This is a genomic window from Flavobacterium artemisiae (assembly GCF_042678225.1).
Taxonomy (GTDB): Bacteria; Bacteroidota; Bacteroidia; order Flavobacteriales; family Flavobacteriaceae; genus Flavobacterium; species Flavobacterium artemisiae.
In genome coordinates this window covers 171,693-186,544 of sequence record NZ_JBHUDZ010000002.1, presented here as the reverse complement: position 1 = coordinate 186,544, position 14,852 = coordinate 171,693, and the positions used below count along the sequence as shown (strand labels likewise).

Genomic DNA, 14,852 nt, shown 5'->3' with positions numbered 1-14,852 from the left:
TTAATTTTGAGAGATCTTTTCTAGTAATTCTGAGATTGTAACAGATGCGTAATCGCTTTTTTCTCCAATTACGACATTGTACCATTCTTTTAAGCTTTCATTTGATTTCCAACCTTTTTTGTAAATGACTTTATCAATAATCTCTTCTTTTCCATTTAACCACAAAACAGCATTTTCGTCTGGCATACTTCTAAAGTGCTGAAATTGGTAGATCGTTTTTACTGACCAATTTTCCTTGTTTTTTTGCTGTTGATCGTAATTAATAAAAACACATGGCTTATTGAATTTCCCAAAATCAAATGCCATTGTTGACCCTACATTTACTACTATCTCACAATAAAATGCAGTACTTACCAGAAGCTTCACATCATCTTTTAAAGGATATACTGCATTCCATTCTTTAGATTGATTAAAATGCCATAAAGGAGGAGCTTCTTTAATTAAGTCTTTATATTTTTCTATAATGGGGTTAAATCTTCCTGAAAAATCTACTGGGCATCTTCTCAACAAAATCTGATATTCGTCTTGTAAATTTGCTTTTATAATTTCCTCTGCAATATCATTCAAATAAGAAGGATCGTCTGGAGATGTTTTCACATCATCACCTGAGAAACAAATTATTTTCTTGTTCTTATCTAAACCATACTGGTGGTAAAAAGTTTCTTTATCAATTAGATTTTCCTGTGTTTTGTAAAATTCAAATTGCGGTGTTCCAGTGATATGAATTGACTCTGAAGGAATTTCAGAATAAAAAAGTTCTAATTCTTTTTTCATGTATTCTGACCATACCAAATAATGATCTGAATGCAAAGCCATTCGAGCTTTTGGCAGATTATCCCAAGAGTAGATTACGGTTGAAGTCGGAATATTTAAATCTGATGCTGCACTAAATATTGGAGCTGCTTTTAAAGCTCTTTGATGAGAGCAAAAAATAACGGAAGGCTTCACCTCTTTCAAAATTTTTTCGACATTCTTATAAAAATGATTTTGACGAATGGCTTTTTGATACCTTACTTCTAATTTTAAAATGCTTTTGTAATTTTTATAACGAGGCGCTAAAAATTGAATTAAATTGTAAAATATCTTTTTAGAAAATGATTGTTGATTCCAATTCCAATTAGTCAATAATGTATAATTATCAACTTTTGAATTATTATAATATAATCTTGAAAGACATATTAATTCTCGCAAAAATTTTTCTTTAAACGACTCTTTATAAAAGGGTATTAAGACATTTTCTTTTATTGAAGTATTCTTTTCAATTACCTCTATAGTTTCTGAATCGAATTCGTGAAAAAGAACTAAATCACCATCAAAACCATTAAAGGTGCCAGAATAAAGATAATTTCTAATTCCGACTCCATCTGGAAACAACAATAAAGCTTTATTTTTTTTCATTTATTTTTTTTTCAAAAAAATCATTTAAAATTCTTGCCGTAAAAATCTTAGAACCGGCATCATTCATATGTCCACAAGATGCGAAATATTCATCTCCAATTACCACATTTTCATAGTTATGAATTTCTGGATAAGCTTTCTTTACTTTTTCAAAATAATTCATGCCTGCGGTATTTTCACACATTGGCGTCATCACAGCAATAAAGTTGATATGATTGGTTTTACAAAGATTTTTTATCTCTTCGTAATATTTGTTATGAGGCAGTGGATTTAAATTAACGATATTATTTTTCATATTACCATTCTTATGTTTTTGCAAAGGGTAATATCCTAGATGATCTAAAGCATTTGTTTTTTTGTTAATTGCAGTAAAAAAAGCTTCCCTAAAACCAATTCTAGAATCATATTTAATGTATCTATAAAAAGGAATATAGTATAATTCATTAAAATCTTTTTCAGTAGAAAAATGATCTTTTATAATTTTAGATTCATGAATATAAGGCAGAAACTTAGCTGAAATTCCCTCTGCTTGGTGCTCATTGGATAAATTTAGATCGGCTTCGAGAATTACATTTTTTATTTCATACTTTCTTTCTATCATTAATTTCAACATTAATGATGCTTCAAAGAGATGTCCGCCGCTCATACCGTAATTAAAGGTTTTAAGACCTTTTTCTTCAAACATTGGTGCTGCAAAATGGTTATTGGCTCTAGAAGATCCAAGAATAACCACATCAAATTTTTGAGCCTTTGAATTAAATACCTGTTCAATCTTGCCTCTATTATGAGAAGACATAAACAATTTAGTATACAATCCATCTAATAGAACTGCTACGAGAAGAGTTAACAAAAGAATCTTCGCTGTATATATTAAAAACTTCTTCATTAAAACTGAAAATATATAAATTCTTTATAATCTGAAAAAGTACCAAAAGCCATAATCGCCATAATTGCTAAGACAGCTTTTACAGTACTCATTCTTCCCGAAATTGGCTCCACTTTCTTTCGATTATTCCATTCTACTAAAACAAATATTACAATCAATAAAAGCATTTCGTAACTGTAACGTTCGTTATCGAGATATTGAAAACTAAAATTTTTACTTGTAATAATACGTTTGAGGTATTGCACAGCATCTGAGATTGTTTTTGCTCTAAAAAACACCCAAGCTAGACAGGTTAGTGAAAAAGTATAGAGAATACTCAGTAAAATTTTCAACGAATCGAAATTGAATTTTAACTGAATTTCGCCCATATTATTTCTGTTACTGTTTGATAATAACAATGGTAAAAAATAAACAGCATTAATGAATCCCCAAACTACATAGGTCCAATTGGCACCATGCCAAAATCCACTTACGAGAAAAATAATAAATGTATTTCTAATTTTCATCCAAAGTCCGCCTTTACTTCCTCCAAGTGGGATGTACAAATAGTCTCTAAACCAAGAAGAAAGGGAAATATGCCAACGACGCCAAAATTCTGCTATATCTCTTGAGAAATATGGATAATTAAAATTACGGAGTAAGTCCAGACCAAATAATTTTGAAACTCCGAGTGCAATATCTGAATATCCTGAAAAGTCTCCATAAATCTGAAAAGCAAAATAAATTGCTCCCAAGATTAATGAAAATGAATTCATTGAAGTATAATTATCAAAAATTGCATTTGCATACGTTGCACAAGTATCTGCAATGATAACTTTTTTTACTAATCCCCAAATGATTTGGTAAACTCCTTCTTTGGCCGTCTGAAAGTTAAACTCTCTTTTTACTTTTACCTGAGGAAGTAAATGGGTTGCCCTTTCTATTGGACCGGCAACCAAGAGCGGAAAATAGCTGACAAACAATGAGTAATCAACAAAATTATATTCGGCTTTAATTCTTTTATAATATATATCGATTACATAGGACAATCCGTGAAAAGTGTAGAATGAAATCCCGACAGGAAGTATTACTTCTAACAAAATTGGACTTGCCTTAAGTCCCACAGAACTCAATAACTGAGAGAAAGAAACTGCAAAAAAGTTATAATATTTGAATATCCCTAAAAAACCTAAGTTTACCAGAATACTTAACCAAAACCAAAATTTTCGACTGTTTTCTGACTTTCCTTTTTCGATTTGAATTCCTGTGTAATAATCCAAAAAAGTAGAAAAAACAAGAAGAAATAGAAATCTCCAATCCCAGCAAGAATAAAAATAGTAACTCGCTATTATAAGTAATGCATTTTGTGTGCTTTTCGTTTTATTAAAAACAAACCAATACAGAAAGAAAACTATTGGCAGAAAAACAGCAAATGCTAGAGAATTAAAAAACATAAATATATAAAGTGGTATTAGTTTAATAAGACATTTTAAATATCTCTAAATTGTTTTTGATGATTTAGTTTCCAAATAGCATTTTTCTGTAATGATTCTAGAAATAATTCGTTACTATTTCCTGCCCCAAAATCATTATCAGAAATATTGATTTTGTGAGAATCAATTTTCGAAAGTGCTTTATTTATATGCTCTTGAGAATAATCAACATTTACAATATCTGCATGAACTGCCCTGTTTTGCTGACGAGTTCCAATATTTATAATTGGAATCCCATAATAAGGTGCTTCGCGAATTCCAGCGCTGCTGTTGCCAATTATAAACTGACTGTTCTTTAAGAACGTTAGAAAATATTCGAAACGAAGCGAAGGAAAAACCCTAAATCTTTCATTATTTTCTAATCTCTTAAATTCATCCAAAATGTATTGGCTCCCTAAATCATTATTAGGATAAATTACAATATAGTTATGATCATCTTTTAGTAAACAATCAACAAAATCAGAAGCATATTTTTTCATCAAAGTAAATTCTGTTGTAACAGGATGAAACATTACAACAGCATACTTTTCGAATGGAATTCCATAATATTTTTTTGCTGTTTCTAAAGAAGGCAGATTATCCGAAAACATAATATCTATATCTGGAGAACCAATCGTAAATATAGATTCTTTTACTTCTCCCATTTGAAGCAATCTTTTAGCCGCTTCTTTGTTCGACACAAAATGGACATGGCTTAACTTACTTACACTATGACGGATAAGCTCATCAACGGTTCCAGAAATTTCTCCTCCCTCAATGTGAGCTACTAAAATGTTATTCAGAGATCCCACTATTGCTCCAGCAAGCGTTTCTACTCTATCTCCATGTACAATAATCATATCCGGATTAATCATTTTGCAATAACCAGACAATCCTTCTATTGTTTTTGCCAACGTAAGGTCCATTGTAGTTTCGTGCGTATGATTTTCGAATGTAGAAACATTCTTAAAATTACAACGCTCAATTTCTATCAATGTATAGCCATAAATTTCCTGAAGGTGCATTCCTGTTACAAAAATAAAAACTTCAAAATCCGATTGTTTTTCAAGAGTTTGAATAAGTGATTTTATTTTTCCGAAATCAGCACGTGTACCGGTTAAGAAAACTATTTTTTTTGTAGAATTACTCAAAATCAGTAAAATCTAATTGCTCATCATTTTCGATATCCCTTACCGCAGTTTTACCCATTAAATCATTAAAGTGTTCTGCTAGAATTTTGCCAGTACCAGGACGTTTTACCCAAATATTTTCTTTAGACAATAATTCTCCTTTTTTAATTGGTTTTATTGAACATACGGTTGCAAAAGCAAAATCAATAGTTACTTGTTCTTCTTGTGCTGGTTTTTTTGTTCCACCTCTCATTAATGCGATTTCTTCACTGGAAACAATTAGTTCCTGACATGCTTTTTCGTCCATACTGCAAACAATGTCTGGACCTGTTCGCTGCATGTGATCCGTAAAATGTCTTTCGAGAATACTTGCTCCAAGAGCAACTGCTCCTAAACAGGCATTATTATTTAAAGTATGATCGCTTAGACCAAATACCTTATCGGGAAAAGCTTGATGCAATTCCATCATTGCTCCAAAACGCACTAAGTGAATTGGAGTTGGGTATAAATTTGTAGTATGTAATAAGGCTACAGGAATGTCGTGTTTATCAAAAACGGCAACTGCTTTTTGAATACTTTCGATTGTATTCATACCTGTGCTAAGAATTACGGGTTTACCAAAAGAAGCAATATGTTCTAAAAGTGGATAGTTATTGCATTCACCTGAACCTATTTTGTAAGCGGGAATATCAAAATTCTTTAACCTTTCTGCCGCGGCACGAGAAAAAGGCGTTGATATAAAAATCATTCCTTTACTTTCTACATAGTTTTTTAATTCCAGTTCATCATTTTCATTTAAAGAACATCTTTCCATAATCTCATAAATTGAGACATCGGCATTTCCTGGAATTACTTTTTTTGCTGCCCCCGACATTTCATCTTCAACAATATGCGTTTGATGTTTTACAACCTCAACACCTGCTCTTTGAGCGGCATCAACCATTTCTTTAGCAGTTTGTAAAGATCCCTCGTGGTTAATTCCTATTTCAGCAATTACCAAAGGTGGAAAATCTGGTCCAATTTTACGGCCTGCAATTTCAATATACGGATTCATTGTTTTTTAAATTTGGGGTTTTATTGTCTTTTGATACAGATATCTTGCATAATCTAAGTCATCCGGAGTATCAATATCAACTTGTGCAAAAATATGATTTACTTCGAATGGTAATGCATTTTCTGAAATAATTATATTATCTAATATTAATGATGCTTTTGTGATATACAACAATCCATTTTCAAAATATAGAGGCTCCAAATCCTGACTTCTTTGTCCAAAACTATAATTAAATGGATTGAATTTATCTTCAATAATTTTTCCTAATTTGTGGTAATTACGCGAAACTGTAAATAGACTGTCTTTTTTTTCTGTTTGAAATTTATTAAAAGCTTCCTTAATTAAATCTATAGGGCGTAATGGATTTGTTGGTTGCAATAAAATTACATTTTCAATATTTTGAGAACTTATATTTTCTAAAACATGTTTTAAAGCAGAAACGGTTGGTTCTAAATCTCCAGAAATTGATTCTGGTCTATCAATAACTTTTGCATCAAATTGCAATGCCGCTTTTTTAATCTCTTCATCATCTGTTGAAACATAAACCTCATCAATTATCGCTTTATTTTCTTTTGCATAAATAATGGAATGCGCAATAAGAGGTAAATCTCCTAAGGTCTGGATATTTTTTTCAGGTATGCGTTTTGAACCTCCTCTGGCGGGAATTATAGCGATTGTTTTATTCATATATGCTATTTCTATTTTCACAATTTTTAAAAAATAATGGTTTTATTTTTTCTAACTCAGATTCTGAGTAATTCCACCATTGTAATTCTTCTATTTCTTGAATGATGTTTTCCGAAAATCTCTTTTTAATCATTTTTGCTGGAACACCTCCAACAATTGAATAAGGCAATACATCTTTTGTTATTACTGAACCAGCCGCCAGAATTGCCCCATTTCCGATAGTAACATTTCCAACGATTATTACATTATGACCGATCCAGACATCATTTCCTATTGTAACTTGATTTTCTTCTTTTAAAGAGGTAAGTTCTCCTGCAAATAAATTTTTATTAATATAAGTTGATAAATAATTAATTGGATGATTGGTACTATGAATAGCAACATCTGAACCAATTTGGCAGTATTTGCCTATACTTATAGAACCTGCTAAAAAATTATTATATCCTAAAGTAGTTGCATATCCAATTTTTATTCTTCCAGAAAAATTACATCTATCAGCAATTGCATTTTTACCTTCAAAATCAACATTCTTTAATCCTCTTGAAAAACCAAAAAAATGTACTTTATCGTTTTTTACTGTAGTGTTTAAAAAATAAAACAAGATCTTCCTTATTAACAATCTAACATTTTGAAGCATATTAGTATTTTTTAGAATTAATTTTATCAAGCCCTTTGAATTGTAAAAACCAAATCCAAATTATCTTTTTATTTAAGGTTTTCCAAAAAAATCTAGCCTGTATAAATCTCAGAATCTTTAAACTAAAATTTATTTTTAATGAAGGCATTTCAGTTTCTATATGACTTCTATCTTCTAAAGTGCTGACTCTTTCTCCCATCCATGGTTCGATTACATTTCCCATATGATATGCAAAATTATCTTCAGTAGACAATCGCCAATACCCCTGATCTACTACTGGTTTATCTAGAAACATTACTTCACTAGATCCACCCATTTTAAAATTAGAAAACCGATTTTTTAAATTATTAAAAATTGTTCCCCTATAAGTTGTAACAAAATGGCCTGCTCCAATCACTGCTTTAGTATTATCATTAGAAACAGTAAGGTAACTTTTAAGATGGGTTTCATTATAAAAATCTGGATTACCAATACTGGAAGCAAAACTCAACATAGCTTCTCTGTTTTTTACTTCAGAAAACTTTAATTTTTTAGAAAAAAACTTTTCAAATAAAATATTATAAGTATACTGTTTTATAACTTTTGATGATGGAGTTGGACTGATTGCTCCCGCTTTAGGGAATGCATTAAATACACAATAAGTCTCTTTTTGCCAATCATTTAAAAAAAGAACATCAGCATCTGTAATAGTAATAATATCAAATTTATGACCTACAACTCCTTTTAAAACAGCATTGAGTTTTCCAATATTAGCAGTATGAATTATTTCGTGTATTTTTTCTTTGTTGTAAAGTTCATTTAAATAATCTGTTACATCTCTGCAACTCCCATTGTTAACTACAGTGATAAAAGTTTTTAAATGACTCGTTTTTAATAAGGAATTCAAACAATACTTCAATATCTGAAAACTATCTTTAAAATATCCTTCTTGATTAGGGATATAGACAGGAATTATTACCTGATGAAAAAAATCATTTCCTTCTTGAGCTTTATCTTTATTTGGGTTAAATCCAATCCTCATTTATTGTATATTTCGATATAAATCTATAATTTTTTCTCTATTACTTTTATAATCTAATTTTTCAAAAGCAATTTTACTATTGATATCCAATGCTTTTACCAGCATTTTTTTATTTTCTATTGCCATCAAAATAAGATCTATAATAGCATTTGTATTTTCAGGATCTTCAATTAGAAATCCATTCAATCCGTTTTCTATGATTTCGGCGGTAACATTTCCTGGATTAGATTGTAAAGGAAAAGCTCCCATAAACATTGATTCTAATAATGTATTGGGCATTCCGTCTGAGATACTGTTTCCAATGTAAATTATCGATTTCCCCATTATTTTCAGAATTTCAGTCTGAGATATCGTGTCTTTATGGTAAACTTGAAACGATAGATTTTTATTCTTTACATAATCAGCGACCTCTTTATGAGCTCCAAAAACTACCACCTCCAATTCTTTTATTTTATCCTGAATTTGCTCTAAACTCTTAATCACATTTAGTGCTCTTCCAAAATTATGCTGATATCCTTTTACGATTATTGTCTTTCTGTTTTCTAATGAGACTTTAAATTTTTCATAAATTGAGAGATCATAACCTCCGCCCCCGGGAATTATGCCCAGATAACTGCCTTTAAAACCTAATGTCAATGCAATTTTGTAATCACGATCACAATCTGTATGCAAAAAATCTATTCGTGAGAGAACATTTTTTATTCTTCTTTTATGCCCTTTTATATTTTGATAATGATATAAATCGCTCCCCCAGCATGAGTAAATCCATTTAATACTTGAAAATTTATTCATTGTTTTTAAAATTGGGTATGAGCATGACTGCATTTCAAAACTATGAATTACATCTGGATTAATTTTTTTTATAATTTTTTCAAGCGTTTCGTTCTCGGTTACTTCTAAAAAAGAGCGTATGCCTCTATATAAAACTGGAGTTTTTTTTGATAGCCAGTATTCTCCTTTTATATGTGGAATTTTTCTTTTTGAAGTATCTGTAAATTGTTCTACGCTTGTCAGAGTTTCTATTCTTCCTTTGTTTAAAATATCATACCAATACAATTCAAAAGAGGTTTCTTTCAAATTTTCAATCCATCGAATAACATGAATTGAGGGCATAGAAATAAAAAGGATTTTCATAAAGTTTATACTAATTAATCGAAATTATGAATGATTAGATCTGAATATTTTTTTCATAAATCTTAACGGTTTTAAGATTTTGTTACCTATTCTATAATCTACTGATTTTTTGATAATATCATTTCGACTAGATAGTCTGTTAAACTCTACTAAAAAATTTGAAAGAAGTGTTTCAAAATTTTGAACCGATAAATCTCTATGTTTTATCAATAAGTAATTTATTAATTCATACCTTACTTTGTTTGCATTCTTGTTTCTTGAATTGGGTTTATTTCTATAATAAAACAAATGCTCATTAATAACTTTAATTTTCCAGCCGGTTTTAAGCAGGCTGATGTGAAAATCCCAGTCTTCATAACCTTTTCTCATATTCTCATCAAAACCACCTATTTCTGACCAGCATTTTTTTCTGAATAGAGAATTTCCGATAGCAGTATTTTCAAAAAGAAAATCATCTGCATTCCCTTCTTTAGAAATAATTTCTGTTATAATACCTTCATCATTAAAAACATATCCATTGCAAGTAACCAAACCGATATCTTCCTGTTGATTTAGAATTAAAACCGCTTTTTCTACAAACGAGGAGTCAAAGTAATCGTCGGCATCCAATGTTAGTATAAGATCACCTGCTGCATGTTTTATTCCGTTGTTTCTTGCTGCACTAGGCCCCATATTTTCTTGAAATAAAATAGTCAGATTTTCTTGTTCTAAACTTTTAAGAACCTTTTTTGTTTCTTCAGCTGATCCGTCATCAATAATAATTATTTCAAAAACGCTGTAAGTCTGATTGTTAATCGAATCTATTGCTGCCTGAATATATTTGTAATCATTGTAACACGGTATAATTACAGATACTAAATTATTTACACTTGTTTCCATATCTTTTAATGCAGGTATTTTAAACCTAATTCTCTGTTCTGCGTAACGCTAAGCTTAATTTCTGTTGGATTAATAAGTTTATACTTCTTTTTATTGACCTGATATTCAGTAAAATTTAATTTCAGAAAACTAATAAATGCCTCTTTAAGAAAATATCTTTTTAATTTATCCAGTTTTTTAAAATCGTTTGTATTAACATCCCCGTACTGAACTTTTACTCTATTTAAAAATTTATTATAAAAATTAGGCGATCCTTTAGGAAAATCAACTTTAAAATTATTACCACTATCGTGTTTTATTGCTGTTAATGGTGTAATTCCTATTTTTAATTTGTGATACAGTACTCTTTGACAAAAATTATCATCTTCCCCATAAAGAAAAAACAATGGATCAAATCCTCCAACTGATTCCAAAGTTTTTCTTGGTAAAAACCAAGCTGCTGCATTTATCATTTCAAGCTGATAAATATCTTTCATCTCTTTATTTAAAATAGAATCAGAAACCAAGGACTGACATTGTTTATTTATATAATACAAAAAACTAATGTCTAACGACGAACCATCACCATTTGTATGTATGGGACTGATTATTCCAAAATCTGGATTTTTAATTGCTAGTTCAAAAAGTTTTTCAACTGTATCTTTTTGTATAATTGTGTCTTGATTCAACAAAAAAATAAAATCAGAATCTGATTGAAGCGCTAGAGAAATTCCTAAATTATTTGCACGACCAAATCCTAAATTTTCGTTTGACTCAATCAGTATGATTTTCTCCGAATATTTGTTCTTTAAAAAATGGACTGTATCATCTGTACTACAATTATCAACAACTATAATTTCTGGCTGCATTGTGCTTTTAAGAATAGATTCTATGCAGTTCTCTATCCACTTCATTCCGTTAAAAGTAACAATAACGATACTAGTCTTCATTTTAAAAAAATTTATTAATAATATATTTCCCCAAAGTATATTTTACCTTAAAGGAATTAGTGAATCTAAAAACCGATAAAAGATAGATAATACCCTTTTTTTTACCTAAAATGCGCATGGTGTAATCAATAAATCTCTTTCCTGCAAAAATCTCTTGCTCAGGACTAGAATTGTTTATCGTTAAACTCTTAAAGTATTTTTTATGAAATGCAGCAGTAGAAATAAACCAATCTCTATTTAAGTTTCCTACAGACAAATGCTCAAGCAAAATTTTATTTGTTACGCCAATATTACCGCTATTTTCTCTTATCTTAATACATAAATTTAGATCGTAGTTATGGAAACCTTTGAGATCTGTATCAAATAAAAAAAAATGATTTTTTTTCAAAGCCATAAAAACCCCGTCGATAAAAAGCACTTTTTGTAAATTACCTTTGTTAAATCCAGAATTTTGGTAATCTATTTGATCTTTATCATGCTGGATTATATTCAACACTTTATATTGGTCTTCACAATCCCACCATCCTGTTGGAAATTTTGTTTTAACCTTGGAGCCAGCAATTCCAATAACAGAAAAATCTGGATTCTCTTTAAACTGTAACTCCAAAACTGCTCCCCATTCTTTTGTATGAAATAAAACATCATCGTGAACAAAGCACAATATTTCACCTTTACTCTGTTGAATTCCTAAATTGTAAGCTTCAAAAATAGAATATTGATTTTGTGAGTTGTCTATTACTATTAATTCATATGAACAACCAATAGTATCACTTACATTTTGGGTGAAACTTTCTGGAAGAACATTTGTCCGACTACAAATAATTAAGGAAATCATTTAGAAATTAAATAGTTGATTAAGTCGTTTACGAAAAGGATATTTTTTTATAAAAAAGCCCATTATTCCAAATACAAGCACAATTGCTTTCCACTTTTGTTTATCATTAAACAAAATCAGAGCCTTATCATACTTAAGTTCTTTCGTGATTTTTGTGTTGTTTTTTATAATCTCATGTTTGTTAGCCGATGTATTTTGTTTTAACAAATCGTCCATAACATTTCGCATTTGAAGATCAATATCGATCAAGGCCAGTTTTTTTTCCGATTTTGACACAACCGCTATCACACTATTATCATGATATCTAAAATTGTTTAATGATTCAGCTATAAATGAAACTTCCTGTTTCATTATTACTTGAAAATATATAACCCAATCACCGCAATATCTAAGTGCCGGCGTGTTAAACAACTGGTTTGAGATTTGAAGTTTTTCTTTGCGAAATAATACAGCACTTGCGTTTGGAATTACATTTTTATTAATCAGAAATTTTTCTATAAAAAAATCACCATCCAGAATAAAGTTTTGAGTAAACTGAATCGGATCCAGACTTTCTGTGTAGGTTTTCCAGCTCCCCGTTATTTTATCGCTGCTGTCTACTCTGTTAGATTGGCAGTAGGATAACGAAATCTTATCGTTTATTGTTAATGGTTTACTGACTTTTTCTAAAAAACTTAGATCACAAAAATCATCCGATTCGGCAATCCAGATAAATTTTCCTTTTGCAAGCTCAATTCCTTTTTTCCATTGTCTAAAAGTATTTCCAGAATTAGTTTCATTAAAAACACAATGACTTACATGTCCATCATCAGCATATTTAGAAAGTATTTCTCTACTGTTATCTGTACTGCAGTCATCTAAAAGAATTACTTCAAAATTGTTATAGGTTTGTTTAAAGATACTGTCGAGTCTCTTTTCTAGAAATTTTCCATGGTTGTAATTAGGAACAATTACCGATATCAGTGGTTGATTGTCCATTTTACTTTGATTTAAAAATTGAGACACATAATTTGAAAATAAAAGATATTACAGGGGTCTTCTTTATTTTCTTAATAACCCTAAGTTCCGGAGAGGTTTTTATTTCTAACAGCTCCAGTCTTAATTTTTCATTCTCATTATTTTTTTTCTGAATTACATGTATCAAGTAATCACTATATTCTTCTACAGAAAGAATATCCTTAAAAAGCTTCAAAACTTTTATAGTATTCTCTTCCATAAATTGGTGATTTTTAGTCATACTCGAAGAATGTGACCTATAAAAAGCGAATGGCTGATTTATAAAATACACTTTAATGTCTTTTTTGAAGATATTTAACCACATAAGCCAATCTTCTTTTGCTTTTAAATCTGTCGAAAATCTAAAATCCTCAAATAGTTCTTTACTAAAAAAACCACAGTGTATAGGAACGCTGAACTTATAATCCCAATCGTAAAGAATACTTTTATAATTTAGAAATTCAAGGTTCAAATAACAATAACGATCCGTAGCATCTTCAATATTATTGGTAAAAAAATTAAAATGAGAAACTACAACCGCCTGTTTTTTAGGCTCAAATTTTTCTAACTGAGATAGGGAGATTTCAAACTTTTCAGGAGCAATCAGATCATCGGCATCCAAAAACTGAACATAATCGCCTTCGGCGATATCTAATCCTGCATTTCTAGCAGAACTCAAACCTCCATTTTCCTTAAAAAGATATTTAAATCTTTTATCCTTTTTTAACCATTCTTGAGCAATTTCATGAGTATTATCCGGGCTACCATCATTAACAATAATACATTCCCAATTTTCATAAGTTTGATTCAATATAGATTCGAGGGCTTCAGATAAATATTGCGCCTGATTATAACATGGAACTATAATAGAAACCTTATGCATTTAATACATATATTAAAATTCGTTTGGTCGCTTTTGTCGGCAAAAAGTAATTAAGAACTTTGTAAAAATATTTTACAGCAGATTTCCCAAGATATTCGGTATTTTTATTAATCCAAGAACTTAATTCTGATTTAGAAAAAATGTTTGTTCTGTAAATATGAATAAATTTTATTTTTAAGGCATGTTTAATCTCTTTCCTAAAAGCAGGATAATTTTGAAACAAATCAAAAAAAGCATTCGGAACTTTACTATGAGCAGCTTTATCTGCTGATGTTGCTGCATTTTTATGAACTCTATATTTAGCTAAAACATAATCTAAAGCATAAAATTTACAGCCCGACATTAGTAATTTCAGCCAAAGATGATAATCTTCAACATTCTGAATATCTATTGCCTCGGCAAAACCACCAACATTTTCGACTTTTGATTTATTAACTAATACGGTTAGTATCGGAATTCTATTTCCTTTTAAAAATAAATTTATAGAATTCTCGTCAAAAAGAATGTTCGTTGGAATATTCATTTTTTGAGAAGTATCGTGGATATCATTATCATTAAAAATATAAGAATCCGAAAAAACAAGATCTACATTTCTAGTTTGCATTTCGTTAATTTGTATACTTAATTTTTCGTTTAGCCAAATATCATCCGCATCCAAAAATGCGAGATACTGACCTCTGGATTTGGCAATTCCAAGATTTCTGGCTTTCCCTTGTTTCCCATTTTCCTGATAAAAATACTGAATCCTCTGCTCTTGCGACAGCCATTTTTTCACAATATTTTCAGTCTGGTCCGTAGAGCCATCATTAACAATAATAAGCTCCCAGTTTTTATATGTTTGATTAATAACAGATATAATTGCATCTTCAATACAGAATTCTGCATTAAATGAAGGCATTATAATACTAATTGAAGGATTTGTACCTGCCATT

At 30.0% G+C, this 14,852-nt stretch carries 15 protein-coding genes; all 15 read right to left on the bottom strand.

Annotated elements, in window-relative coordinates:
- The 15 genes from ACFSC2_RS02725 to ACFSC2_RS02655 are packed head-to-tail and all read right to left on the bottom strand — an operon-like array spanning position 1 to position 14,851.
- Complete coding sequence (locus tag ACFSC2_RS02725; RefSeq protein ID WP_379816079.1) at positions 1-1,398, bottom strand: hypothetical protein; 1,398 nt, start codon at positions 1,396-1,398, stop codon at positions 1-3.
- Positions 1,385-2,284, bottom strand: coding sequence for a hypothetical protein (locus ACFSC2_RS02720; RefSeq protein ID WP_379816078.1), 900 nt, complete (start codon positions 2,282-2,284; stop codon positions 1,385-1,387). Before ACFSC2_RS02720 ends, ACFSC2_RS02725 begins: the two co-directional genes overlap by 14 nt.
- Positions 2,284-3,717: an MBOAT family O-acyltransferase gene (locus ACFSC2_RS02715; RefSeq protein WP_379816077.1), complete on the bottom strand. Its 1,434-nt coding sequence runs from the start codon at positions 3,715-3,717 to the stop codon at positions 2,284-2,286. The genes ACFSC2_RS02720 and ACFSC2_RS02715 overlap by 1 nt, the downstream gene beginning before the upstream one ends.
- Before the next feature lie 35 nt (positions 3,718-3,752).
- Positions 3,753-4,886, bottom strand: a complete 1,134-nt coding sequence (gene neuC, locus ACFSC2_RS02710; RefSeq protein WP_379816076.1) for a UDP-N-acetylglucosamine 2-epimerase — start codon at positions 4,884-4,886, stop codon at positions 3,753-3,755.
- Positions 4,879-5,919 carry an N-acetylneuraminate synthase gene (neuB, locus tag ACFSC2_RS02705; RefSeq protein ID WP_379816075.1) on the bottom strand — a complete coding sequence of 347 codons (1,041 nt, stop codon included), beginning with the start codon at positions 5,917-5,919 and terminating at the stop codon, positions 4,879-4,881. Before neuB ends, neuC begins: the two co-directional genes overlap by 8 nt.
- Positions 5,920-5,925: 6 nt before the next feature.
- Positions 5,926-6,627, bottom strand: coding sequence for an acylneuraminate cytidylyltransferase family protein (locus ACFSC2_RS02700; protein ID WP_379816074.1), 702 nt, complete (start codon positions 6,625-6,627; stop codon positions 5,926-5,928).
- A complete protein-coding gene (locus tag ACFSC2_RS02695; protein WP_379816073.1) occupies positions 6,599-7,207 on the bottom strand; it encodes a CatB-related O-acetyltransferase in 609 nt (202 codons plus the stop codon). The genes ACFSC2_RS02700 and ACFSC2_RS02695 overlap by 29 nt, the downstream gene beginning before the upstream one ends.
- Before the next feature lie 37 nt (positions 7,208-7,244).
- Positions 7,245-8,264 (bottom strand): glycosyltransferase family A protein, encoded by a 1,020-nt coding sequence (locus ACFSC2_RS02690; RefSeq protein ID WP_379816072.1) that lies wholly within the window; start codon positions 8,262-8,264, stop codon positions 7,245-7,247.
- Positions 8,265-9,398 (bottom strand): glycosyltransferase, encoded by a 1,134-nt coding sequence (locus ACFSC2_RS02685; RefSeq protein WP_379816071.1) that lies wholly within the window; start codon positions 9,396-9,398, stop codon positions 8,265-8,267.
- Between the two features lie 24 nt (positions 9,399-9,422).
- A complete protein-coding gene (locus ACFSC2_RS02680; protein ID WP_379816070.1) occupies positions 9,423-10,277 on the bottom strand; it encodes a glycosyltransferase family 2 protein in 855 nt (284 codons plus the stop codon).
- A 5-nt stretch (positions 10,278-10,282) separates the two neighbouring features.
- Positions 10,283-11,206, bottom strand: coding sequence for a glycosyltransferase family 2 protein (locus tag ACFSC2_RS02675; protein ID WP_379816069.1), 924 nt, complete (start codon positions 11,204-11,206; stop codon positions 10,283-10,285).
- 1 nt (position 11,207) lies between these two features.
- Positions 11,208-12,041 carry a glycosyltransferase gene (locus ACFSC2_RS02670; RefSeq protein WP_379816068.1) on the bottom strand — a complete coding sequence of 278 codons (834 nt, stop codon included), beginning with the start codon at positions 12,039-12,041 and terminating at the stop codon, positions 11,208-11,210.
- Positions 12,042-13,019, bottom strand: coding sequence for a glycosyltransferase family 2 protein (locus tag ACFSC2_RS02665; protein WP_379816067.1), 978 nt, complete (start codon positions 13,017-13,019; stop codon positions 12,042-12,044).
- Position 13,020: 1 nt separating this feature from the next.
- Positions 13,021-13,920, bottom strand: coding sequence for a glycosyltransferase family 2 protein (locus ACFSC2_RS02660; protein ID WP_379816066.1), 900 nt, complete (start codon positions 13,918-13,920; stop codon positions 13,021-13,023).
- A complete protein-coding gene (locus ACFSC2_RS02655) occupies positions 13,913-14,851 on the bottom strand; it encodes a glycosyltransferase family 2 protein (RefSeq protein WP_379816065.1) in 939 nt (312 codons plus the stop codon). The genes ACFSC2_RS02660 and ACFSC2_RS02655 overlap by 8 nt, the downstream gene beginning before the upstream one ends.
- Position 14,852: the final 1 nt, after the last annotated feature.